The following is a 22,650-nucleotide window of genomic DNA, read 5'->3' on the forward strand; positions in this document are numbered from 1 at the left end:
CCAACGGTTCGCCTCATGACGCTGCGTTTTGTGGAGCGGCTGCGCGATCTCGTCGACGGCGTCGACGTCGTGCTGTCGGACATCTGGGGCGTCGTGCACAATGGGCTCGAGTCCTTTCCCGAGGCCTGCGCGGCGCTGCACACCTTTCGCCAGCAGGGCGGCACCGTCATCCTGATCACCAACGCGCCGCGGCCGGCCGATTCCGTGCAGCGGCAGCTGCGCAAGCTCGGCGTCGCCGACGAGACCTATGACGCAATCGTCTCCTCGGGCGACCTGACGCGTCATTTTGTTTCTGATCATCCCGGCCAAAAGATCTTCTGGATCGGCCCGGAGCGCGACAGCTCGATCCATCGCGGCCTCGACGCCACCATGGTGCCGCTGGAGCAGGCCGACTACATCATCTGCACCGGCCTGTTCGACGACGAGACCGAGTCCGCCGAAGACTATCGCGACACGCTGTTGAAGGCACTCGAGCGCAAGCTCACGCTGATCTGCGCCAATCCCGACATCGTGGTCGAACGCGGCGACCGGCTGATCTATTGCGCCGGCGCGGTCGCCGAACTCTATCGCGAACTCGGCGGCGAGGTGATCTTCTACGGCAAGCCGCACCGGCCGATCTATGAACGCGCCATGGCGCTGGCCACTGAGCGCCGCGGGCGTCCGACCGAACTCAGCCGCGTGCTCGCGATCGGCGATTCCGTGCGCACCGACCTCACCGGCGCCCATGGCTTCGGCATCGATCTGCTGTTCGTCACCCGCGGCATCCATTCCGATCAGTTCGAGGGCATCGAGCAGCTCGATCAGGCCTCGGTGAAGGAATTGTTCGGCCATCCGCCGCGCGCGCTGATGCGCGACCTGAAGTGGTAGCGGCGCTTCACAGCCAAAATATCGAAAACAACCCCATGCAAAGTAGCCGCCGGCGGCTGACGGTCGACCCGGCGACTTGACACGTCGGGCAACTCAGGGACATTCTTCCAATATTCCGAAATCGTGCAGGCACACCCTCCCGGCAGGACTATCGCATTGGCATTTGACGCAAATGCCCGGGACATCTAGCGCGAAGACGCGCTTCGCGCTTCTGCCCGGGCATGACGAGATATTCAGTTGGCGCGATGAACGGGCGTCTTACGCCGTCGCCATATCCGGGAAGACCGCCTCGATCTTGGTCTTCAGCGTGGCGGCGTTGAACGGCTTGACGATGTAATTGTTCACGCCGGCCTTCTTGGCCGCGATCACGTTCTCGGTCTTGGACTCCGCCGTGATCATGATGAAGGGCGTGGTCGCGAGGTTGGGATCGGCGCGGACTTCCTTGAGCAGGTCGTAGCCGGTCATCGGCTCCATGTTCCAGTCGGAAATCACCAGGCCATACTTCTTGCCGCGCATCTTGTTCAGCGCCGCCGAGCCGTCGGAGGCATCGTCGATATTCTCGAATCCAAGCTGCTTGAGAAGATTCCGGATGATGCGGATCATGGTGCTGTAGTCATCAACCACCAGAACCGGCATGGACAAATCAACCGCCATCTTTTCCCCCAAAACAACTGACGCAACTGGCTTCTGCGCAAACGCAGCTTTCCGCCAACGACTAACAGCAGGCGTTAAACAGCGCGTTAACCGGCTGAACCCGGATTGTTACGGATTTGACGCGATTTTCGCTACGCTTGACTTCCACGCCGCCGCCGCGTCACGGTCCGGCCCGCAACAATCATGCTTAAGAATCCTTGAAGAATCCCTGAAATGAGCACCGGCTTTACCGTTATCCGCGACAACACCCCCGCCAGCGCCATTCCGAAGGGCGCCGTAGTCGCGATGGGAAATTTCGATGGCGTCCATCTCGGTCACCGCGCCGTGATCGGCGCGGCGCTCGCGATGGGCAAGGCACATGGCGTGCCCGCGTTGGCCGTCACCTTCGAGCCGCATCCGCGCTCCTTCTTCAGCCCGAACACCCCGCAATTCCGCCTCACGGACGAGACCAACAAGCTGCGGCTGCTCGCGGCCACGGGGCTTGCCGGCGCGGTCGTCATGACCTTCGACAAGGCGCGCGCCGGCACCACGGCACAGGACTTCATTCATCATGACCTGATTGACCGGCTCGGCATCAGCGGGATCGCGGTCGGCTACGACTTCCATTTCGGCAAGGGCCGGGTCGGCTCGCCGAGCCTGCTGGTCAGCGAAGCGCCGCGGCTCGGCATCGAGGTCGATGTGCAGGCCCATGTCGATATCGAGGAGCGTCCGGTTTCCTCCAGCGCCATCCGCATGGCGCTCGCCGAGGGCCAGGTCACTGACGCCACCACGATGCTGGGCGGACCGTGGTTCGTCACCGGCAAGGTGATCCACGGCGAGAAGCGCGGCCGCGACCTCGGCTACCCCACCGCCAACATCCGCCTCGACAAGCATTGCGGCCTGAAGCACGGCATCTATGCGGTGCGGGTCGGCAAGGGCTCGCAACGTTTCGACGGGGTCGCAAGCTTCGGGCGGCGTCCGACCTTCGACAACGGCGCGCCGCTGCTCGAAGTGTTCCTGTTCGACTTCAAGGGCGATCTCTACGACACGGTCCTTGATGTCGCATTCATCGGTTTCATTCGCGAAGAGCTGAAATTCGACACCATCGAGGCGTTGATCCGCCAGATGGACGACGACAGCGCCAAGGCGCGCGCGGTGCTGGCCGCGGCACCCGATGCGTTCCCGCAGCTCGGAGCGATTGGTTGAACAGGACTGAGAAGCAGAAGATGCTGGCGGGCGAACTGTATCGCCCCGATGCCGAGCTCGCCGCCGACCATACCGCGGCGGAACATTGGATGACGCGCTACAACGCGTCAGGCGCCTCTTCCGCAAGCGAGCTGCACGCGCTGCTCGCCGAGCGCTTCCGCAGGGTCGGCAACGATGCCGTGATCCGCCCGCCGTTCTTCTGCGACTACGGCAGCAATATCAGCCTCGGCGACGGCGTGTTCCTGAACTTCAATTGCGTCATCCTCGACGTGGTCGAGGTCGCGATCGGCGATCGCACCCAGATCGGGCCCGCGGTGCAGATCTATACCGCCGACCACCCGCGCGACGCCGCGACCCGGCGCGCCGGGCTGGAATTCGGCCGCCCGATCCGGATCGGTAGCGACGTCTGGATCGGCGGGGGTGCCATCATCCTGCCCGGCGTCACGATCGGCGACGGCGCCCTGGTCGGGGCCGGCAGCGTGGTCACCCGGGACGTCGCCCCGGGCGCCATCGTGGCCGGAAATCCGGCCCGGCCGCGGCAGGCCTAGAACACCCCGGCGGTCCGGATTTGCCGGCGGCGGGGGGCTTTGCGATTTCCCTGCCCGGCTGCTATGGAAACCCCATGTTTTCGCGGCGCATCATACGGATTAGCGGCCCGGCTTCCGCCTGAGCCTGAAGGCTCGGCGCAAGACCGGGACTTTCGCCGTTTCACCCGCGATTGATCGCGTATCCGCGCCCTCACCTGCCAAATCAGAGCCTTCATGTCCGACAAGCCGCAAAAGACCGACGCCAACGACTATTCCAAGACCCTTTACCTGCCGCAGACGGAATTCCCGATGCGCGCCGGCCTGCCCCAGCGCGAGCCGGAAATCCTGAAATACTGGAACGACATCGGCCTCTACACCAAGCTCCGTCAGGAAGCCGAGGGCCGCGCCAAATTCGTGCTGCATGACGGCCCGCCCTACGCCAACGGCAACATCCATATCGGGCACGCGCTGAACAAGATCCTCAAGGACGTCGTGACCAAGAGCCAACAAATGCTCGGCTTCGACTCCAACTACGTGCCGGGCTGGGATTGCCACGGCCTGCCGATCGAATGGAAGATCGAGGAGGAGAACTACCGCTCCAAAGGCAAGCAGAAGCCCGACTTCCGCGACTCCGCCGCGATGGTCGCATTCCGCAAGGAATGCCGCGCCTATGCGACGCACTGGATCAACGTGCAGCGCGAGGAGTTCAAGCGGCTCGGCATCATCGGCGACTGGGACCATCCCTATCAGACCATGAGCTATCCGGCGGAAGCTGCGATCGCCCGCGAGCTGATGAAATTCGCCGCCAACGGCACGCTCTATCGCGGCTCGAAGCCCGTGATGTGGAGCGTGGTCGAGAAGACCGCGCTTGCCGAAGCCGAGGTCGAATACGAGGACTACACCTCCGACATGGTGTGGGTGAAATTCCCGGTCACCTCGCCGGCGCATGGCGTGCTGGCCAATGCCTCGGTCGTGATCTGGACCACCACGCCGTGGACGCTGCCGGGTAACCGCGCGATCTCGTTCTCGCCGAAGATCGCCTACGGTCTCTACAAGGTCACGGATGCGCCTGCGGACAATTGGGCGAAGACGGGCGATCTCCTGATCCTGGCCGATGCGCTTGCCGCCGAGGTGTTCAAGCAGGCCCGCGTCACGGCCTATGAGAAGGTCCGCGATATCCCCGGCGACACGCTCGACGCCGTGGAATGCGCCCATCCGCTGCGCGGGTTCGGTGGCGGCTACGAGTTCACCGTGCCGCTGCTCGCCGGCGAGCATGTCACCGACGACACCGGCACCGGCTTCGTCCACACCGCGCCGAGCCACGGCCGCGAGGACTTCGACGTCTGGACCGCCAACACCCGCGAGCTCGACGCGCGCGGCATTCCGACTGCGATCCCCTACACGGTCGACGAGAACGGCGCCTACACCGCACAGGCGCCGGGCTTCACCGAAAAGCGCGTGATCAACGACAAGGGCGAAAAGGGCGACGCCAACGAGGCCGTGATCAAGGCGCTGATCGAGGCCGGCAAGCTGCTGGCGCGCGGCCGCCTCAAGCACCAATATCCGCATTCCTGGCGCTCCAAGAAGCCGGTGATCTTCCGCAACACGCCGCAATGGTTCATCGCGATGGACAAGGACATCGCGGAGAACGGCCATGCGAAGAAGGGCGACACGCTGCGCGCCCGCGCCCTGCACGCGATCTCGGTCACGCAATGGGTACCGCCGGCCGGCGAGAACCGCATCAACGGCATGATCGCCAACCGTCCGGACTGGGTGATCTCGCGGCAGCGCGCCTGGGGCGTGCCGATCGCCGTGTTCGTGCGCGAGAACAGCGACGGCTCGGCCGAGATCCTGCAGGACGAGGTCGTCAACCAGCGCATCGCCGAGGCGTTCATGGAAGAAGGCGCCGACGCGTGGTACATGGACGGCGCCCGCGAGCGCTTCCTCGGGGCCCGCGCGTCGGAGAACTGGAAGAAGGTCGACGACATCTGCGACGTCTGGTTCGATTCCGGTTCGACGCACGCCTTCGTGCTGGAAGACCGCCAGAACTTCCCGCAGCTCGGCAACATCGTTCGCAAGATCGATGGCGGCGACGACACCGTGATGTATCTGGAAGGCTCGGACCAGCATCGCGGCTGGTTCCACTCGTCGCTGCTGGAGAGCGCCGGCACGCGCGGGCGCGCGCCGTACGACATCGTGCTGACCCACGGCTTCACGCTCGACGAGAACGGCCGCAAGATGTCGAAGTCGCTCGGCAACACGGTCGAGCCGCAGAAGGTGATCAAGGATTCCGGTGCGGACATCCTGCGGCTGTGGGTTTGCGCCACCGACTATGCCGATGACCAGCGCATCGGCCCGGAGATCCTGAAGAACACCATCGAGACCTACCGCAAGCTGCGCAACTCGATCCGCTGGATGCTCGGCACGCTGCATCACTTCAAGCCGAGCGAGAAGGTCGGATTTGCCGAGATGCCCGAGCTCGAGCGGCTGATGCTGCACGAATTGGCCGGGCACGCCGAGACCATCCGCAAGGCCTATGCGGAGTTCGACTACAAGACCGTGGTCGCCAGCCTCGCGGCCTTCATGAACTCCGAGCTGTCGGCGTTCTATTTCGATATCCGCAAGGACACGCTGTATTGCGATCCGCCGTCCTCGGTGGCGCGCAAGGCGGCGCTGACCACGATCGACCTGCTGTGCGACGCGATCCTGAAATGGCTGGCGCCGATCCTGAGCTTCACCACCGACGAAGCCTGGCGGATGTACCGGCCGAACGCGGAGCCATCGGTGCACCTCACGCTGTTCCCCGAAGGTCTCGAGCGGTTCCGCGACGACGCCCTCGCCGCAAAGTGGGAGACGATCCGCAACGTCCGCCGCGTCGTCACCGGCGCACTCGAGCTCGAACGCGCCGCCAAGCGGATCGGCTCGTCGCTCGAGGCATCGCCGGTGATCTACGTCGCCGACCGGCAGATGTTGGCGACGCTGTTCGACATCGACCTCGCCGAAGTCTGCATCACCTCGAACTACGAGGTGCGCGAGGGCGAGGCGCCGGCCAATGCCTTCCGCCTCGATGCCGTGCCCGGCGTTGCCGTCGTGGTCGAGAAGGCGGTCGGCACCAAATGCGCGCGCTCGTGGAAAATCCTCCCGACAGTCGGCGAGGATCGCGAATATCCCGACGTTTCGCCGCGCGACGCGCAAGCGCTGCGCGAATGGAAGGCGCTGGGGGTCAGCATCTCCTGACTGTCCGTTGTCCCGGCCTAGTGCGCAATTGCGCACGGGGGCCGGGACCCATAACCACCGCTGTCTCGAATGGACGAAGGTTGATGACCCCGAGTCATTCAAACAATACCCGGCACGGCGTATGGGTCCCGGCCTTCGCCGGGACGACGCCTTTGGCGGCAAGCCGATGACCCCTGCTGTCCGCACCGGCGTGATCGCGGCAGTCATCACCCTGATCGCCGACCAGGCCTCCAAGCTCTGGCTCCTGTACGTCTTCGGCATTGCCCACCGCGGCGCGGTGCAGGTGACGCCGTTCTTCGACCTGGTACTTGCCTGGAATCCCGGGATCAGTTTCGGCTGGTTTCAGAGCGAGACCCCGGCGGCCCAGATTCTGCTGATGGTGGTCAAGGCCGCCGCCGTGATCGCCCTGGCGATCTGGATGGCGCGGTCGCGGACCTGGCTGGCGACGCTGTCGCTGGGGCTGATCATCGGCGGCGCGATCGGGAACGGCATCGACCGCTTCGCCTACGGCGCCGTGGTCGATTTCGCCCTGTTTCATGTCGAGATCGGGGGAAAAACCTTCAATTGGTACGTATTCAACCTCGCCGATGTGGCGATCGTTGCTGGCGTGGCGGCCCTATTGTATGATTCCGTGATGGGGACCCCCGCCGTAAAAGCGCCCTGATCCCGGCCGATACGAGCCGGTCGGCGGCCGACTTGCACCCAGCGGAACTGAGCGCTAAGCCAGTGATCGCTCGGGCGAATTTTGAGATGGGAATAGCGCGATGCGCAACACCAAAGCCCGCGGTTACCTGATCGAGACCTCCCGGATACCGCTGATGCGCGGCCTCCGCCTGGCGTTCGTTGCGGCCGGAATCGGCCTCGTCATGACGGCCGGCCCGGTGCGCGCCGGCGACGATGACGACGATGGCGATGACGGCCTGACCTTCGAAGAGCGGATCGTCGACAATCTGATGACCGGGCTCGGCGCCAAGAGCGCGGCCAGCAAGGGCATCGACTACCGCGAGCGCTCGCCGCTGGTGGTGCCGCCGAAGCTCGACCTGCCACCGCCCGCTTCGGCCGCCCAGGTCAATGCGCCGAACTGGCCGAAGGACCCCGATATCGCCAGGCGCAAGGCCGCGATCGCGGCGCGCAAGAAGGAAGTCAAGAAGGAGTCCTGGGAGTCGGCGATGCCGCTGACGCAGGCCGAGATCGAGGCCGGCCGCAAGCAGCAGACGGCCACCGACGGCCGGAAAGAGCCGCTCGAGCCTGGCGTGAGCACGAATCCGGCGCTGTCGCCGAGCCAGCTCGGTTACAATGGTGGCCTGCTCGGCATATTCAAGGGAAACAGCAGCGAGTCCAAGCCGTTCAAGGGTGAGCCGACGCGCGAATCCCTGACCGAGCCGCCGCCCGGCTACCAGACGCCATCATCGGGCTTTGCCTATGGCACTGGACCGATGCAGCCGGTGGCGAAAGAGGGCCAGTACGACGTCATGTCCGGAAAACCGGTGCAGTGATCGATTGGCCCGATCACTTGGCCTCTGCGGGCGAAGGCTGACATGAGCAAAGCTTAATGCGGGGTGACGCATGTCTCTCCGCTTCGTGACGACGGGCACGGATGCGACCGTGTACGATGGCTTGCTTTCGCGCCCCGGCTGTGTGTCCGGGCTTCAACAAGGATCATGATGCCCTCACGCCGATCGATTGCCCTGTTTGCTGCCGCATTTGTTTCCACGATCCCGCTGTCGGGCGCCAGCCTCCGCGCCCAGACCACCGTCACCTCGGAACGCCCCGCCAGCTTCACGCTCGATAACGGCCTGCAGGTCGTGGTGATCCCCGATCGCCGCACGCCGGTCGTCACGCAGATGATCTGGTACAAGGTGGGCTCCGCCGACGAGACGCCCGGCAAATCGGGGCTGGCGCATTTCCTCGAGCATCTGATGTTCAAGGGCACCGCCAAGCATCCGGAGGGCGAGTTCTCGAAGACCGTGCTGCGGGTCGGCGGCAACGAGAACGCCTTCACCTCGGTTGACTATACCGGCTACTTCCAGCGCGTGCCGCGCGAGCAGCTCGCCTCCATGATGGAGTTCGAGGCCGACCGCATGACCGGCCTGATCCTGAAGGACGAGAATGTGCTGCCCGAGCGCGACGTCGTGCTCGAAGAGTACAACATGCGCGTTGCCAACAACCCGGACGCCCGGCTCACCGAGCAGATCATGGCCGCGCTCTATCTCAACCATCCCTACGGCCGGCCGGTGATCGGCTGGCACCAGGAGATCGAGAAGCTCGACCGCGAGGATGCGCTCGCCTTCTACCGGCGCTTCTACGCGCCGAACAACGCGATCCTGGTCATCGCCGGCGACGTCGACGTCAACGATATCCGACCGCTGGTCGAGAAGAATTTCGGCCCGATCCCGGCGCAGAAGGCAATTCCCGAGAAGCGCGTCCGGCCGCAGGAGCCGACGCCGGCCGCACCGCGCACCGTGACGCTGTCCGATCCGCGTGTCGAACAGCCGGGCCTTCGCCGCTATTATTTGGTGCCCTCGGCGACCACAGCCGCATCGGGCGAAAGCCAGGCGCTCGATGTGCTCGCGCAGTTGATGGGCGGCGGCGCCAACTCCTACCTCTATCGCTCGCTGGTGATCGACAAGGGCCTCGCGATCTCGGCCGGCGCCGGCTACCAGGGCACTTCGCTCGATCCGTCGCAATTCTCGATCTCGGTGACGCCCAAGGCGGGCGTCGAGTTCGCCCAGATCGAGGACGCGATCGACAAGGTGATCGCCGACCTCGCGCAGAACCCGGCCCGCGCCGAGGACCTCGAACGGGTCAAGACCCAGCTCATCGCGGAAGCGATCTACGCCCAGGACAATCAGGCGACGCTGGCTCGTTGGTATGGCGGAGCGCTGACCACCGGGCTCAGCATCGACGACATCAGGAGCTGGCCGGATCGCATTCGCGCCGTGACCGCCGAGCAGGTGCGTGCCGCGGCCGCCACCTGGCTCGACAAGAAGCGGTCGGTGACCGGCTATCTGATCAAGGATACTGCGCCGAAACGCGAGGAGAAGCGCTCGTGATCTATTCCCTGACCCGCCGTGCAGCGCTGATCGGTGGCGCCTGCGCCGCGCTGCTTTCGCTGTCATCAGGCCGCATCGGCGCCCTCGGCCAAGATCCAGCGGCTGGTGTCACCCGGCGGCATCGAGGCGTGGTTCGTGCAGGATGCGACCGTGCCGCTGATCGCGATGGAATATTCCTTCAGCGGCGGCGCCAGCCAGGATCCGCCCGGCAAGCCCGGCGTCGGCAATCTGGTCGCCGACCTACTCGACGAGGGCTCCGGCGATCTCGATTCCAAGACCTATCACGAGCGGCTCGAGCGCCGCGCCATCGAGCTCAGCTTCCAGTCGAACCGCGATCAATTCCGCGGCTCGCTGCGCATGCTCAAGGACAACAAGGACGAAGCCTACGACCTGTTGCGGATGGCACTGACCTCGGCGCGGTTCGAGCCGAAGGACGTCGAACGCATCCGCGCTCAGGTGATCTCGAACCTGCGCCGCGAATCGACCAATCCGTCGTCGCTGGCCGGCCGCAAGTTCCTCGAGCTCGCATTCGGCGATCATCCCTATGCCAGGACCGCCACCGGCACGCTCGAGAGCGTACCGACCATCGAGATATCGGACCTGAAGGACTATGTCCGCCGCATCATCGCCAAGGATACGCTGCGCATCGCCGTGGTCGGCGACGTCGACCCTGAGACGCTCGGCAAGCTCCTGGACAAGACCTTCGGCGGCCTGCCCGCGAAGGCCGAATTGGCGCCGATTCCCGACGTCGCGGCGACCAAGCCGCCACAGCGCGCCTTTGTCCCGCTCGACGTGCCGCAGACCGTCGTCACTTTCGGCGGCCCCGGCATCAACAGGCACGACCCGGATTTCATGCCGGCCTATGTGGTGAACCACATTCTCGGCGGCGGCGGGTCGTCGTCGCGGCTCTACAAGGAAGTGCGCGAGAAGCGCGGGCTGGCCTATTCGATCTATGAAGCGCTGGTCTGGATGGATCACTCCGCGCTGTTCATCGGCAACACCGGCACCCGCGCCGATCGCGCCGGCGAGACCGTCGATGCGATCGATGCCGAAGTCCGCCGCATCGCCGAGGAAGGCCCGACGCAGAAGGAACTCGACGAGGCGAAGTCCTATCTGAAGGGCTCGCAGATGCTGGCACTCGACACCTCCTCCAAGCTCGCGCAGGCGATGCTGCAGTACCAGCTCGACAAGCTGCCGATCGATTACATCGAGAAGCGCAACGCCATCGTCGATGCGGTGACGCTCGACGACGCCAAGCGGGTCGCCAAAAAGCTCTGGGGCAACGGCCTGCTCACCGTAATCGTCGGCCGCTCCCCGCAAGCCGCGGCGCAGCCGGTGTCGGCGCCGCCGAAGGCGAACTGACGCGCTTCGGCACGACCGCTTCTCCACACGCACTTCCGTTGCGGCCACCCCTTTCCCCGCCCTCCCCCGCAAGGGGGGAGGGAGCCTGACACGCGTGCTCACCTCACATCGTGTTCTCGCATCACGTCACAGCTGGCGATTGCGCTGGATCTTTAGGGACGCACAGGCGGATGGGCTCCCTCCCCCCTCTTGTCCGCCGAAGCCTCTTGGCGAAGGCGGATGCGGGGGAGGGTTGGGGAGAGGGGTGGCCCCGCACTCCGGTAGCAGACGTAACGCAAACCCTATCAACACCGCCCGAGCACGCCCAGCGCAAACCCGCTATCCTGCGGCCGCCGATTCTTCCCCACCGGGTGATGTCATGCTGCGGGTGTCCCGCGACCTTACGATCGACGAGAACGACATTGAGATCGTGTTTGTCCGCGCCTCCGGACCGGGCGGACAGAATGTCAACAAGGTCTCGACCGCAGCGCAGCTCCGCTTCGACACGCACAAGATCACGCTGCCGCCGGACGCGGCGCAGCGGCTGGCGCGCCTCGCGGGCAGCCGCATGACCAAGGACGGCGTGATCGTGATCCAGGCCTTCCGCTTTCGCACCCAGGAGCGCAATCGCACTGACGCGATCGAGCGGCTGCTTGAGATGCTGAAGGAAGCAATGGTGCGGCCGACACCGCGCCGCCCGACCAAGCCGACATTCGGCTCCAAGCAGCGCCGGCTTGAGGGCAAGAAGCACCGCAGCGACATCAAGGCCGGCCGCGGCACCCGCCGTTTCGATGATTGAAGAGCACCGGACGCAGCGCACGCGCGGCGCTGCATCCGGTATCCGATCATTGCGGGATCAATATTTTTTGGTCCCCGGCGCCATCTCGGAACCGCTGGACTTCGGCGCGGCGTGGCCGCTGCCGACCGTTCCCTTGCTGCCCGCCTTGGCGTTGGCCCCGCTCTTCTGCGTCGGAGCAGTCGGTTGCGCCGCCATTTCCTCATCGCCGCTGCCGGACATGCCGCCGCCCTGCTGCATGGTACCCCTGCCCTGTGCACCGCCGCGAAGCTGGGTATCCGATGCGGCCCCTTGCGCCAGAACGGGGCCGGCCATCGCGGCTGAGACGGCAAGGGCGAGCACGCTGGTTTTCACAAACGTCATCCATTTCTCCTGGACTTTAATTGACGATGGACGGAGCGGCGCAGGACGTGCGCCGTTTGCAGCGCCGACCCTGAACCCCATCGCGCGAGACTGAATTTTCCGCAAACGGCGCACGCGCAATGCAAGCTGCGTCGTGTGGTGATCGTGCAGGGATTTCGCGGTCATTTTGCGGATTTGTCGTTCGCATATGCGGCAACGATCGGTTCCGCGCCAGATCACCGCCCATCTTTGTTCTGCGGTGAAACAGCCCGCTACTACCAATGGCCGATTTCAGCCTCCTACAGTCACCGCACAGAGGCGGTGATGTATATGACAAAGCTGCGGGCCAAGTGGACGTTGGCGCTGGGATTTTGCAGCGCGATGTTTGCAGTGCAAATGGCCGGCGCGCAAATGCCCTTGCCTGCCGCCAAGCCGCCCGACGGGGCGACGCTGTTCAAGCAGCAATGCGCGACCTGCCATACCACCAACACATCGGATCCCGTCCGGCAGGGACCGTCACTCTTCAAGATCGTCGGCCGCCATGCCGGCCAGGCCGACGGCTTCAAATATTCCGCGGGCTTTACCAAGGCGGATTTCGTCTGGGACGACGCCAGGCTCGATGCCTGGCTGGCCAATCCGCAGGAGGTGATCCCTGGCGCCGTGATGGCCTATCGGCAGGCCAAGCCGGAAACCCGCGCCATGATCATCGCCTACCTGAAGGAGCTGAACTGAATGGCGAAACCCGTGCACTCGATGATCCGCGTGTTCGACGAGGCCAGGGCGCTCGACTTCTACAAGCGCGCGTTCGGCCTCGAGATCGCGGACAATCTGCGATTTCCCGATTTCGCGCTGATCTATCTGCGCCATCCCTCCTCGCCGTTCGAGGTCGAGCTCACGGTGAATTTCGATCGCAAGGAGCCCTATGCGCTCGGCGACGGCTACGGCCATCTCGCCGTCGTGGTCGATGACGTCGACACCGAGCACGCACGCTTCGAAAAGGAGAAACTGTCGCCCGGGCCGCTGCGCGACTTCAAGCATGACGGCAAGACGCTGGCGCGCTTCTTCTTCGTCTCCGATCCCGACGGCTACAAGATCGAGGTGATCCAGCGCGGCGGGCGGTTCGGTTAGAGCATGATCCGGAAAAGTGGGTACCGGTTTTCCGGCAAGATCATGCCCAGACAAAATGGTTCAATTACAAAAAATGTTGACGGAGGAAACCCATGAGAGAAATCGATCGACGCAGCAAATATGACCGGCGTGTCTTCCTCAAAGGCGCGGCCGCGACCGCACCGGCAGTCGCGATCGCGACCTCCACCGGGCTTGGCATCACCGATGCGTGGGCCGATGACGCCTCGACGCTGACGCCGGCCACGCTGAAGACGCTGTTGAAGATGGCGCGCGACATCTATCCGCACGACTTCCTCGGCGACAGCTATTACATCACCGCGGTCAAGCCGTGGGATGCGAAGGCGGCGAAGGATCCGGCGGTCAAATCGCTGATCAACAACGGCGTTATCAGGCTCGATCAGGCGGCCAACGACCGCCACAAGATGCCCTATGTCCAGGTCGCCTGGGAGAACGATCGCGTCGCGCTGCTGCAGCAGATCGAGGGAAGCGCGTTCTTCCAGCAGATCCGCGGCGACCTCATCGTCTCGCTCTACAACAACAAGGAGGTGTGGCCGAGGTTCGGCTACGAGGGCTCCTCCGCCGAGCATGGCGGCTACATCAAACGCGGCTTCGCCGATATCGACTGGCTGCCGAAAGCCTGAATCGGACAACGAACGCTCGGGAGGAAACAATGGCAAAATTCGATCTGAATGACAGCGGCGTTGTCGTGATCGTCGGCTCCGGCGCCGGCGGCGGAACGCTCGGCAATGAACTGGCGCAGAAGGGCGTCAAGGTCGTGATCCTGGAGGCCGGTCCGCGTATCGAGAACCAGGACTTCATCAACGACGAGTGGGACAGCTTCACCCAGCTCGCCTGGGCCGACGCGCGCTCCACGTCGGGAAGCTGGCGCGTCGCCAAGGACTTTGCGGGCCTGCCGGCCTGGATCGTGAAGGCTGTCGGCGGCTCGACCACGCACTGGGCCGGCGCATCGCTGCGCTTCGACGAGCATGAGTTCAAGATCAAGTCCGCCTACGGCAACATCCCCGGCGCCAACTTGATCGACTGGCCGATCACGCTCGCCGAAATGGAGCCATGGTACGCCAAGGCCGAGGACAAGATGGGCGTCACCCGCACCAACGGCATCCCCGGACTTCCCGGCAACAACAACTTCAAGGTGATGGAGGCCGGCGCCAAAAAGCTCGGCTACAAGGAAGTGCACACCGGGCGGATGGCGATTAACAGCGAACCGCGCGACGGCCGCGGCTCCTGCCAGCAGATCGGCTTCTGCTTCCAGGGCTGCAAGTCGGGCGCCAAATGGTCGACCCTCTACACCGAGATTCCGAAGGGCGAAGCCACCGGCAATCTCGAGGTGCGCCCCGGCAGCATGGTGATCAAGATCGAGCACGACCAGTCCGGGAAAGTCACCGGCGTGGTCTATGCCGATACGAGCGGCGCGATACAGCGCCAGAAGGCGCGCGTGGTCGCGGTCGCCGGCAACTCGATCGAGAGCCCGCGGCTGCTGCTCAACAGCGCCTCCAGCATGTTCCCCGACGGGCTCGCCAACTCGTCCGGCCAGGTCGGCCGCAACTACATGCGGCACATGACCGGCAGCGTGTATGCGAGCTTCGAGAAGTCGGTGCACATGTATCGCGGCACCACGATGGCCGGCATCATCCGCGACGAGGCCAAGAACGATCCGAAGCGCGGCTTCGTCGGCGGCTACGAGATGGAAACGCTGTCGCTCGGCCTACCGTTCATGGCGGCGTTCCTCAATCCCGGCGCCTGGGGCCGCAGCTTCACCAGCGCGATCGAGGGCTATCCGCGGATGGCCGGCATGTGGCTGGTCGGCGAAGACATGCCGCAGGAGACCAACCGCGTCACGCTGGATCCGAAGATCAAGGACAAGTTCGGACTGCCGGTCGCCAGCGTGCATTTCGACGATCATCCGAACGACGTCGCGATGCGCGATCACGCCTACAAGCAGGGCTCCGCGGTCTATGAGGCGGTCGGCGCCACCGTGACCTATCCGACGCCGCCCTATCCCTCGACCCACAACATGGGCACCAACCGGATGAGCGAGAAGCCGCGCGACGGCGTGGTCAACAAGTTCGGCCAGACCCACGACATCAAGAACCTGTTCGTCTCCGACGGCAGCCAGTTCACCTCGGGCGCGGCGTGCAACCCGACGCTGACGATCGTGTCACTGGCGATCCGGCAGGCCGACCACATCGCCGGCGCGATGCAGCGCAAGGAGATCTAGAGCGTTATCGAGCGAAGTGGCACCGGTTCGCGTGAAGAAAACGCGTCAAAACAAGAAGCTGGAGGTTCGGTTCTGATTCAATCAGAACCGAGCCTCCAGCAAGAAAATCCAATTCCCCTCTCACTGAAGCGGCCTTGCCCAACAGGACAAGGCCGCTTTTCTCTTTGCGTGACGGGTTGGCGCGACGCTATTCCGCCGCGTCCAGGATCGCTGCCGCCGTGCCGCTATAGTCGGGGACGACCACCGGCGCATTCGCCTTGGCGCGGTAGATCAGGCAGGAGCAGCGCAGCAGCGACGCGAAATTGTTCACCTCGCCGTGATGGTCGAGCACCTCGTTGTGCAAGGTGGTGAGGAACTTGGCCAGCGTCATGCCTTCCTTGGCCGCGATCTCCTCCAGCGTGTCCCAGAACGACATTTCCAGCCTTATCGAGGTGCAATGGCCGTCGATCCGCAACGATCCGGTGTGCGATTCATAGTCGCGTTGCGGCTGGTGCGCGAAAAGATGGCACATGGCGTTCCTCCGGCAAGAACTTATAATTTTTCTAAACGATATACCGGCGCGCGCGGCCCCACAATCGCGACGTAGGGGGTAACGCGCCGGTCGCTGAAGATGAGCGTCTTCAAGGCGATAGGCCGGAATCATCCCCAGCTGGATCGGGCAGGCGCAGCGCTCCCATGCATTTGCCGCCGCGGCCATTTATAGTCGCGACCAGGCTCGAATCGCTCATCCGACATCCAATCCATGCCCGTCCGCCAGCTCCCAGAACAGCTCGTCAACCGCATCGCCGCCGGCGAAGTGGTCGAACGCCCGGCGAGCGTGGTCAAGGAACTGGTCGAGAACGCGATCGACGCCGGCGCGAGCCGGATCGATGTTTTCACCGATGGCGGCGGGCGGCGTCGGATCGGCATCACCGATGACGGCAGCGGCATGACCCGCGCCGACCTCGCGCTTGCGGTCGACCGCCACGCCACCTCCAAGCTCGACGACGAAGATTTGCTGCGCATCCGCACGCTCGGGTTCCGCGGCGAGGCGCTGCCGTCGATCGGCGCGGTTGCAAAACTTGGCATCACCACGCGTCATGCCAGCGAGCCGCACGCCTGGTCGCTGTCGGTCGAAGGCGGCGAGAAGTCGGCGATCATGCCGGCTGCGCTCGGCCAGGGCACCCGCGTCGAGGTCAACGAACTGTTCTACGCCACGCCGGCGCGGCTGAAATTCCTCAAGACCGATCGCACCGAGGCGGAGGCGATCCGTGAGGTGGTGCGGCGGCTGGCCATGGCGCGCCCCGACATTGCCTTCACGCTGGCCGGCGAGGAGCGCGCACCGGTGACCTGGGCGGCAGCGCTGCCCGGCGCGGCCGGCCGGCTGACGCGGCTCGGCGATATCCTGGGTGCGGATTTCCGCAGCTCCGCCATCGAAGTCCGCTCCGAGCGCGAGGGCGTCGTGGTCGAAGGTTTCGCCGCCGCGCCATCGCTGACCCGCGCCAATGCGCTCGGGCAGTATCTGTTCGTCAACGGCCGCCCGGTGCGCGACAAGCTGATCCTCGGCGCCGTGCGCGCGGCCTATTCCGACTATCTGCCGCGCGACCGCCATCCCGTCGTGGCGCTGTTCGTGACCTGCGACCCGCAAGAGGTCGACGCCAATGTGCATCCGGCCAAGACCGAGGTGCGCTTCCGCAATGCCGGCCTGGTCCGCGCGCTGATCGTGCACGCTTTGAAGGATGGCCTCGCGCGCGAGGGCAGACGCACCGCGGCCAACACCGCCGACGGCGCGACGTTGCAGGCGTTCCAGCCTGCCTTCACGCCGCCGCGCCCGGGCAATTGGGACTGGCGCGGCTCGCCGTCATATCCGGTCAATCCGATGCGCGCGTTCGAGGGGACGGCGGCGCCCGCGTTCGCCGAGCCCGGACAGGCCGCCTTCGATGTCGGCACGCCGAGCGCCGATGTGCGTTTCGAGGCGGCGCCCGCGCCCGATCTGCTCGACCGCCCGCTCGGGGCCGCGCGCACCCAGATCCACGAGACCTACATCGTCTCGCAAACCCGCGATGGCCTGATCGTGGTGGACCAGCACGCGGCGCATGAGCGCATCGTCTATGAGAGACTGAAGGCCTCGCTGGCGAAGAACGGCGTGCAACGGCAGATCCTCTTGATCCCCGAGATCGTCGAGCTCGACGAGGCGACCGTCGAGAAGCTGCTCGACCGCGCCGAGGAGCTGGCGTCGTTCGGGCTCGCGATCGAATCCTTCGGTCCCGGCGCGGTCGCGGTGCGCGAGACGCCCTCGCTGCTCGGCAAGGCTAATGCGGCGGGCCTGTTGCGCGACCTCGCCGAACACATGGCGGAATGGGACGAGGCGCTGCCGCTGGAGCGCCGCCTGATGCATGTCGCCGCCACCATGGCCTGCCACGGCTCGGTCCGCGCCGGCCGCCGTCTCAAGCCGGAAGAGATGAACGCGCTGCTCCGCGAGATGGAAGACACGCCGAACTCCGGCCAGTGCAACCACGGCCGCCCGACCTATGTCGAGTTGAAGCTGAGCGATATCGAGAAGCTGTTCGGGCGCAGGTAGGACTGCACACTCCGCTGTCATCGCCCGGCTTGCCGCCTTCGCTAAAGCTTCGGCGTGCCTGGGATCATAGGCCTCGTCGAAGCCTTGGCGTAGACGGGACCGGGCGATCCAGTACGCCGCGGCGATCGTGATCAGTCGAGAGGCCTCGGCGTACTGGATCACCCGCATGCGCGGGTGATGACAGCACATCAAGCGGTAACATCACGGCCTGCGCAAAAACACGAACTCCGTGTCGTCATACGCACGCCGCTCGAGCTCCTCGAAACCCGCGGGCGGCGCGAACGCTGCGGCCTTCGCCTCCTCGACCACGAGCAGCGCGCCCGGCGTCAGCCAGCCGCCATCGCGCAGCGAGGCGAGCGCCTTGTCCGCGAGCCCCTTACCGTAGGGCGGATCGAGAAACACCAGCGAGAACGGCTCGACCGGATGCGCCGGTCCGAGATCGGTGGCATCGCGGCGATAGACCTTGGTCGTGCCGCCAAGCCCGAGCGACTCGACATTGTTGCGCAGCAGCGCCCGCGCCTCGGCGCCATTGTCGACGAACAGCGTGAACTTCGCGCCGCGCGAGACGGCCTCGATACCGAGCGCACCGGTGCCGGCAAACAGGTCGAGCACGCGCGCGTCCGCGATCGGATTGTCGTAGGCGTGGATCAGGATGTTGAACACGGACTCGCGCAGGCGATCCGCGGTCGGGCGGATCTCGCGGCCCGACGGCGACGCGAGATTGCGGCCCTTCAGCCTGCCCCCGACGACGCGCATCGACCGTTACTTGTCCTTCGGCGTGAGATCGCGCTTGCCGTGATAGCCGCGCTTGGGCCGGCGCGGCGGGCCGTAGCCGCTGGCCTCGTCCTCGTTGCGGGCGCGGGCTTCCTCGCTGCCGGTGCGCTGCACCAGCACGCGGCGGCCCTTGCGGTCGTTGATCACCGCCCTCTTCGCCACCGGCTTGGACGGCTTTGCGCGCGTATCATCGCCGTCGTCGGCGTCGCGCTGCTCGGGCCGCGTGAAATCGGCGCCTGCGACCTTGGCGATTTTCTCGCCGAGCTGCTCGCGCAGCACCCGCGTCTTGACCTCCTCGACCTTGCCCTCCTCGAGCTCGCCGAGTTGGAACGGACCGTAGGAGACCCGGATCAGCCGGTTCACCTCGAGCCCGAGATGCGCCATCACGTTGCGCACCTCGCGGTTCTTGCCCTCACGGATCGCGAACACCACCCAGACGTTGGAGCTCTGGTCGCGCTCCAGCGTTGCATCGATCGGCCCGTATTTGACACCGTCGACCTCGACGCCGTTCTTGAGCTGGTCGAGCTGGCCCTGCGTCACCTCGCCATGCGCGCGCACGCGGTAGCGGCGCAGCCATCCGGTGTCGGGATGCTCCAGCGTCCGCGCCAGCCCGCCGTCATTGGTCAGCAGCAGCAGGCCCTCGGTGTTGAAATCGAGCCGGCCGATCGAGATCAGCCGCGGCAGGCCCTCGGGCAGATTGTCGAACACGGTCGGCCGTCCCTCGGGATCGGCATGCGTCGTCATCAGCCCGCGCGGCTTGTGATACATGAACAACCGCGTCCGCTCGCGCGGCGGCAACGGCTTGCCGTCGACCGCCACGACATCGTTGTCGGTGATATCGAGCGCCGGCGAATTGATCACGCGTCCGTTGACGGTGACGCGCCCCTGGGTGACGATCTCTTCGGCATCGCGGCGCGAGGCGAGACCGGCGCGTGCCAATACCTTGGCGATGCGCTCGCCGGATTTCTTCGGCTTCGGCTCGGGACGCTCGCGGCGATCGTCGTAGGAACGTTCACGATAGGCGCCGCGGCCGCCGAAGGCCGGGCGCTTCGCAAAAATCTCGCCGTCGTTTTCATTGTCGCGGCGCGGGCGATCGCCGAAACGACCCTCGCTGCGCGGATGCTCCTGCCAGTCGGTGCGGCCTTCGGGCCGTTCGCGTCGGCGCTCGCCGCCTTCCTCGTCACGACTCCAGCGCGGCCGGCTGAACTTCGGCCGCTCATGACGGTCGCCTTGCTCGCGATCGTCGCGGGAACGCGAGAACCTGGGCCGCTCGCCGCCGCCGCGATCATCGCGCGGCTTGTCGTAACGCGGCTTGTCGAAATTGCGCGGCCCCTCGCGGAACGGACGCGACCCGCGCTCCGGACGATCGGAGCCGCCCTCGCGCTTCTGCCACGGCTTGGATTCGCCGCGCGGCGGCCGGTCGCCAAAGTCCTTGCGCGGGCCGCGGTCACCACGATCACGATCGCCCCCGCGATCCGCCGCACCGCGCTTGAACTTGCTGTCGCCGCCGAATTTCCGTTCGGGCCGGTCGCCGCCGCGCGAAGGACGGTCGCCGAACGATCGCTCGCCACGCGGCGTATAGGGCCGCTTCTCCCCGTCACGCTCGCGCGGCGCGTAAGGCTTGCGGTCGCCGAACTTCCGATCGGAGAACCGCCCCGCCGGGCGGGCGTCATCGCGATCGCGACGCGGCGCGCGGTCATCGCGATTATAGTTCGGGCGGTCGCCACGCGGCGTGTAGGGGCGCTTTTCGCCGCCGCGGTCGTCGCGCGGTTTGAACGTGCGCTTCTCGGCATCGCCGCCGCGATCAAATCTCGGCCGGTCGCCACGCGGCTTGAAGCTGCGCTTCTCGCCATCGCCGTCACGCGGCGGCCGATCGCCGCGGGGGCGGTCGTCGCGGTTGAACCTCGGCTTGTCGCCGAACTCGCGGCGCGGCGGACGGTCCTCGCGGTCGCCGCGATAGGGCCGCTTCTCGCCATCGCCCTTGCCGGCAAACTTCTTGTCGCCAAAGCCGCGCTTGGCGAATTTCTTGTCCGGTCCGCGGGCGGCGCCGGAGCGGCCTTTGCCGCCGCCGCGGCCTTGACCACCGCCGGGCCGATCACGCCGGCCGCGGGAATCGTTGTTTTTGTCGCTGTCGCGGGGCATGAATAATCTCGCTGGACGTTCAATTGGGGTGCAAGGGGACGGGCCGTACGCGCCTGTTGGCAGCGCATTTGACGCAAAACCGGCATCCACTTTTGCTGAAGGCGAAGCTACTAGCAGGTTTCTGGCAATGATACGAGGCATGACAGCCCCTTCTTTCATGGATTTGGCGCTGAAAACGGCCGAAAACGCCGGAAAATCGGGCGAAGTTCCGATCGGATGCGTGATTGTCCGGGGTTACGAGGTGATCGCCACCGCCGGTAACCGCACCCTGACCGACCGCGACCCCACGGCGCACGCCGAAATCCTGGCGATCCGGCAGGCCGCGGACGCGATCGGCACCGAACGGCTGGTCGACTGCGACCTCTACGTGACGCTGGAGCCCTGCACCATGTGCGCCGGCGCGATCTCGTTTGCCCGCATCCGCCGACTGTATTACGGCGCCGCCGACCCCAAGGGCGGTGCGGTCGAGTCAGGTGTGCGGTTCTTCGCGCAGCCGACCTGCCACCACGTGCCGGATATCTACGGCGCAGTCGGCGAGCGCGAGGCCGCGCGCCTCTTGCGCGAGTTCTTCAGAGAGCGGCGCTGACGGCTCGTAGCCCGGATGGAGCGCAGCGCAATCCGGGGAGTTTTCTCCGCGGAGACCGTCCCGGATTTCGCTTCGCTACGCACTTCAGCATGCAATATGTTGATCCCGTCATCCTGAGGTGCGAGCTCTTGCGAGCCTCGAAGGATCGACGGCCACCAGCCGAGCCGTACATCCTTCGAGGCTCGCTTCGCTCGCACCTCAGGATGACGGTGCTAGAGCAGATTCATCCCGCCAGGAAAAACTCCCGCAGCAGCTTCGCCGTCACCTCCGGATTTTCCTCGGGCAGAAAATGCCCTGACGCCACCGGCGCGCCGCTGACATTGGTCGCCCAGTTCTTCCAGGTGTCGAGCGGCGTCGTTGCGGCGCTGGCAACCCCCGCATCGCCCCACAACGCCAGCATCGGGATCGTGATCTTCTTGCCGGCGTCGACATCGGCCTTGTCGATCTCGTAGTCGGCATAGGCGCCGGCACGATAGTCCTCGCACATTGCATGGATGCGGGCGGGATCGCGGAACGGCGCGAGGTAATGCGCGAGCGCGCGCGGATCGATCGCATCGAGCGTCTTGCTGCTGGTCTGGCTCGCCATCTTCTCCTTGAGGAAGAATTCGCCGTGGCCGGAGATCAGCGTCTCCGGCAGCGGATAAGGCTGCGCCAGGAAGGCCCAGTGGTAGATCTTCAGCGCCGACAGGCGATTGAGCTTCTGCCAGTAATCATAGGTCGGCGCGATATCGAGCACCGCGAGCTTCGACAGCCGGCCGGGATGATCGAGCGCGAGCCGATACGACACCCGGCCGCCGCGGTCGTGACCGGCAAGTGCGAAATGCACATGGCCGAGCCGCTCCATCACCTCGACCATGGTTTTCGCCCAGGCCCGCTTGGTGTAGGGCGTATGGTCCTTGTCGCTATCCGGCATGTCGGACCAGCCATAGCCCGGCAAGTCGGCAATGATCAGCGTGAACTTGTCGTCGAGTTTCGGCGCCACCGTGTGCCACATCACATGGGTCGAGGAGAACCCGTGCAGCAACAGCAGCGGCGGGCCCTTGCCGCCGACGCGGGCGAAGATGCGGCCCTGCGAGGTGTTGACCCATTCGGAGGCATAGCCGGGAAAAAGATCAGCGAGATCAGGCATCGGTGGCTCCCTTCCCTGTCGCGGCCGCGCTGCTTCAAACTTTGTTCGGCGTTGCCGCTGCTTTCGGCGAGGTTTATGCCATCCTCAAGC

Annotated in this window: 21 protein-coding genes; 15 read left to right on the forward strand and 6 right to left on the reverse strand. The window is 65.4% G+C overall.

What is annotated here, in order from left to right; genetic code table 11:
- Positions 1 to 15 precede the first annotated feature (15 nt).
- Entirely contained in the window at positions 16 to 867 is an 852-nt protein-coding gene (locus WDM24_RS34110) for a TIGR01459 family HAD-type hydrolase (protein ID WP_029081934.1), read from the forward strand.
- A gap of 258 nt (positions 868 to 1,125) precedes the next feature.
- Here WDM24_RS34110 and WDM24_RS34115 read toward each other — a convergent pair whose 3' ends face one another.
- Complete coding sequence (locus WDM24_RS34115) at positions 1,126 to 1,521, reverse strand: response regulator (protein WP_016844467.1); 396 nt, start codon at positions 1,519 to 1,521, stop codon at positions 1,126 to 1,128.
- Between the two features lie 213 nt (positions 1,522 to 1,734).
- Between WDM24_RS34115 and WDM24_RS34120 the strand changes: the two genes are divergently transcribed.
- The 8 genes from WDM24_RS34120 to arfB all read left to right on the forward strand — a co-directional run bounded on the left by WDM24_RS34120 (position 1,735) and on the right by arfB (position 11,663).
- Entirely contained in the window at positions 1,735 to 2,706 is a 972-nt protein-coding gene (locus WDM24_RS34120; protein ID WP_166303552.1) for a bifunctional riboflavin kinase/FAD synthetase, read from the forward strand.
- Positions 2,703 to 3,254, forward strand: coding sequence for a sugar O-acetyltransferase (locus tag WDM24_RS34125; protein ID WP_166303549.1), 552 nt, complete (start codon positions 2,703 to 2,705; stop codon positions 3,252 to 3,254). Before WDM24_RS34120 ends, WDM24_RS34125 begins: the two co-directional genes overlap by 4 nt.
- A gap of 213 nt (positions 3,255 to 3,467) precedes the next feature.
- A complete protein-coding gene (ileS, locus tag WDM24_RS34130; protein ID WP_338828890.1) occupies positions 3,468 to 6,470 on the forward strand; it encodes an isoleucine--tRNA ligase in 3,003 nt (1,000 codons plus the stop codon).
- Positions 6,471 to 6,636: 166 nt separating this feature from the next.
- On the forward strand, positions 6,637 to 7,134 hold the full coding sequence (gene lspA, locus WDM24_RS34135; protein WP_166308204.1) for a signal peptidase II: 498 nt from the start codon (positions 6,637 to 6,639) through the stop codon (positions 7,132 to 7,134).
- 100 nt (positions 7,135 to 7,234) lie between these two features.
- On the forward strand, positions 7,235 to 7,966 hold the full coding sequence (locus WDM24_RS34140) for a hypothetical protein (RefSeq protein ID WP_338828891.1): 732 nt from the start codon (positions 7,235 to 7,237) through the stop codon (positions 7,964 to 7,966).
- 165 nt (positions 7,967 to 8,131) lie between these two features.
- Positions 8,132 to 9,523 (forward strand): pitrilysin family protein, encoded by a 1,392-nt coding sequence (locus WDM24_RS34145; protein WP_338828892.1) that lies wholly within the window; start codon positions 8,132 to 8,134, stop codon positions 9,521 to 9,523.
- Between the two features lie 33 nt (positions 9,524 to 9,556).
- The gene (locus WDM24_RS34150; protein WP_338828893.1) at positions 9,557 to 10,885 is read left to right on the forward strand and encodes a pitrilysin family protein; all 1,329 of its coding nucleotides are present in this window, start codon (positions 9,557 to 9,559) and stop codon (positions 10,883 to 10,885) included.
- 358 nt (positions 10,886 to 11,243) lie between these two features.
- Entirely contained in the window at positions 11,244 to 11,663 is a 420-nt protein-coding gene (arfB, locus tag WDM24_RS34155; RefSeq protein WP_166303534.1) for an alternative ribosome rescue aminoacyl-tRNA hydrolase ArfB, read from the forward strand.
- A 57-nt stretch (positions 11,664 to 11,720) separates the two neighbouring features.
- Here arfB and WDM24_RS34160 read toward each other — a convergent pair whose 3' ends face one another.
- Positions 11,721 to 12,023 carry a hypothetical protein gene (locus tag WDM24_RS34160; RefSeq protein WP_338828895.1) on the reverse strand — a complete coding sequence of 101 codons (303 nt, stop codon included), beginning with the start codon at positions 12,021 to 12,023 and terminating at the stop codon, positions 11,721 to 11,723.
- Positions 12,024 to 12,413: 390 nt separating this feature from the next.
- Here WDM24_RS34160 and WDM24_RS34165 point away from each other — a divergent pair, with 390 nt between their 5' ends.
- The 4 genes from WDM24_RS34165 (at position 12,414) to WDM24_RS34180 (ending at position 15,369) form a co-directional block, all read left to right on the forward strand.
- Complete coding sequence (locus tag WDM24_RS34165; RefSeq protein WP_029081924.1) at positions 12,414 to 12,734, forward strand: c-type cytochrome; 321 nt, start codon at positions 12,414 to 12,416, stop codon at positions 12,732 to 12,734.
- Positions 12,735 to 13,130 (forward strand): VOC family protein, encoded by a 396-nt coding sequence (locus tag WDM24_RS34170; RefSeq protein ID WP_166303531.1) that lies wholly within the window; start codon positions 12,735 to 12,737, stop codon positions 13,128 to 13,130.
- A 92-nt stretch (positions 13,131 to 13,222) separates the two neighbouring features.
- Positions 13,223 to 13,771: a gluconate 2-dehydrogenase subunit 3 family protein gene (locus WDM24_RS34175; protein ID WP_338691849.1), complete on the forward strand. Its 549-nt coding sequence runs from the start codon at positions 13,223 to 13,225 to the stop codon at positions 13,769 to 13,771.
- Positions 13,772 to 13,800: 29 nt separating this feature from the next.
- On the forward strand, positions 13,801 to 15,369 hold the full coding sequence (locus WDM24_RS34180) for a GMC family oxidoreductase (RefSeq protein WP_338828896.1): 1,569 nt from the start codon (positions 13,801 to 13,803) through the stop codon (positions 15,367 to 15,369).
- 187 nt (positions 15,370 to 15,556) lie between these two features.
- On the opposite strand, the gene WDM24_RS34185 is transcribed toward WDM24_RS34180, so the two are convergent.
- Positions 15,557 to 15,880, reverse strand: a complete 324-nt coding sequence (locus WDM24_RS34185; protein ID WP_338828897.1) for a ribbon-helix-helix domain-containing protein — start codon at positions 15,878 to 15,880, stop codon at positions 15,557 to 15,559.
- A gap of 231 nt (positions 15,881 to 16,111) precedes the next feature.
- Here WDM24_RS34185 and mutL point away from each other — a divergent pair, with 231 nt between their 5' ends.
- Positions 16,112 to 17,929, forward strand: coding sequence for a DNA mismatch repair endonuclease MutL (gene mutL, locus WDM24_RS34190; RefSeq protein WP_338828898.1), 1,818 nt, complete (start codon positions 16,112 to 16,114; stop codon positions 17,927 to 17,929).
- A 201-nt stretch (positions 17,930 to 18,130) separates the two neighbouring features.
- On the opposite strand, the gene rsmD is transcribed toward mutL, so the two are convergent.
- Together rsmD and WDM24_RS34200 are read right to left on the reverse strand one after the other, a co-directional pair.
- Complete coding sequence (gene rsmD / locus WDM24_RS34195) at positions 18,131 to 18,685, reverse strand: 16S rRNA (guanine(966)-N(2))-methyltransferase RsmD (RefSeq protein WP_166303517.1); 555 nt, start codon at positions 18,683 to 18,685, stop codon at positions 18,131 to 18,133.
- Between the two features lie 6 nt (positions 18,686 to 18,691).
- Complete coding sequence (locus tag WDM24_RS34200) at positions 18,692 to 20,845, reverse strand: pseudouridine synthase (RefSeq protein WP_338828899.1); 2,154 nt, start codon at positions 20,843 to 20,845, stop codon at positions 18,692 to 18,694.
- A gap of 127 nt (positions 20,846 to 20,972) precedes the next feature.
- Between WDM24_RS34200 and WDM24_RS34205 the strand changes: the two genes are divergently transcribed.
- Positions 20,973 to 21,431 carry a nucleoside deaminase gene (locus WDM24_RS34205; protein ID WP_338828900.1) on the forward strand — a complete coding sequence of 153 codons (459 nt, stop codon included), beginning with the start codon at positions 20,973 to 20,975 and terminating at the stop codon, positions 21,429 to 21,431.
- Between the two features lie 223 nt (positions 21,432 to 21,654).
- Here the strand turns inward: WDM24_RS34205 and WDM24_RS34210 are convergent, their stop codons facing one another.
- Positions 21,655 to 22,560 (reverse strand): alpha/beta hydrolase, encoded by a 906-nt coding sequence (locus tag WDM24_RS34210; protein WP_338828901.1) that lies wholly within the window; start codon positions 22,558 to 22,560, stop codon positions 21,655 to 21,657.
- Positions 22,561 to 22,650 lie beyond the last annotated feature (90 nt).

The sequence above is a fragment of the Bradyrhizobium sp. 27S5 genome (genome assembly GCF_037217225.1).
GTDB classification, from domain to species: domain Bacteria; phylum Pseudomonadota; class Alphaproteobacteria; order Rhizobiales; family Xanthobacteraceae; genus Bradyrhizobium; species Bradyrhizobium septentrionale.

Excerpts from the sequence above, each read along its gene's own strand:
- WDM24_RS34175 (WP_338691849.1), top strand. The coding sequence starts at position 13,223 with ATGAGAGAAATCGATCGACGCAGCAAATATGACCGGCGTGTCTTCCTC.
- WDM24_RS34115 (WP_016844467.1), bottom strand. The coding sequence starts at position 1,521 with ATGGCGGTTGATTTGTCCATGCCGGTTCTGGTGGTTGATGACTACAGC.
- WDM24_RS34160 (WP_338828895.1), bottom strand. The coding sequence starts at position 12,023 with ATGACGTTTGTGAAAACCAGCGTGCTCGCCCTTGCCGTCTCAGCCGCG.
- WDM24_RS34165 (WP_029081924.1), top strand. The coding sequence starts at position 12,414 with ATGCCCTTGCCTGCCGCCAAGCCGCCCGACGGGGCGACGCTGTTCAAG.
- WDM24_RS34120 (WP_166303552.1), top strand. The coding sequence starts at position 1,735 with ATGAGCACCGGCTTTACCGTTATCCGCGACAACACCCCCGCCAGCGCC.
- WDM24_RS34180 (WP_338828896.1), top strand. The coding sequence starts at position 13,801 with ATGGCAAAATTCGATCTGAATGACAGCGGCGTTGTCGTGATCGTCGGC.
- WDM24_RS34185 (WP_338828897.1), bottom strand. The coding sequence starts at position 15,880 with ATGTGCCATCTTTTCGCGCACCAGCCGCAACGCGACTATGAATCGCAC.
- lspA (WP_166308204.1), top strand. The coding sequence starts at position 6,637 with ATGACCCCTGCTGTCCGCACCGGCGTGATCGCGGCAGTCATCACCCTG.
- ileS (WP_338828890.1), top strand. The coding sequence starts at position 3,468 with ATGTCCGACAAGCCGCAAAAGACCGACGCCAACGACTATTCCAAGACC.
- WDM24_RS34200 (WP_338828899.1), bottom strand. The coding sequence starts at position 20,845 with ATGCCCCGCGACAGCGACAAAAACAACGATTCCCGCGGCCGGCGTGAT.
- arfB (WP_166303534.1), top strand. The coding sequence starts at position 11,244 with ATGCTGCGGGTGTCCCGCGACCTTACGATCGACGAGAACGACATTGAG.
- rsmD (WP_166303517.1), bottom strand. The coding sequence starts at position 18,685 with ATGCGCGTCGTCGGGGGCAGGCTGAAGGGCCGCAATCTCGCGTCGCCG.
- WDM24_RS34140 (WP_338828891.1), top strand. The coding sequence starts at position 7,235 with ATGCGCAACACCAAAGCCCGCGGTTACCTGATCGAGACCTCCCGGATA.
- WDM24_RS34205 (WP_338828900.1), top strand. The coding sequence starts at position 20,973 with ATGATACGAGGCATGACAGCCCCTTCTTTCATGGATTTGGCGCTGAAA.
- WDM24_RS34110 (WP_029081934.1), top strand. The coding sequence starts at position 16 with ATGACGCTGCGTTTTGTGGAGCGGCTGCGCGATCTCGTCGACGGCGTC.
- WDM24_RS34170 (WP_166303531.1), top strand. The coding sequence starts at position 12,735 with ATGGCGAAACCCGTGCACTCGATGATCCGCGTGTTCGACGAGGCCAGG.
- mutL (WP_338828898.1), top strand. The coding sequence starts at position 16,112 with ATGCCCGTCCGCCAGCTCCCAGAACAGCTCGTCAACCGCATCGCCGCC.
- WDM24_RS34210 (WP_338828901.1), bottom strand. The coding sequence starts at position 22,560 with ATGCCTGATCTCGCTGATCTTTTTCCCGGCTATGCCTCCGAATGGGTC.
- WDM24_RS34145 (WP_338828892.1), top strand. The coding sequence starts at position 8,132 with ATGATGCCCTCACGCCGATCGATTGCCCTGTTTGCTGCCGCATTTGTT.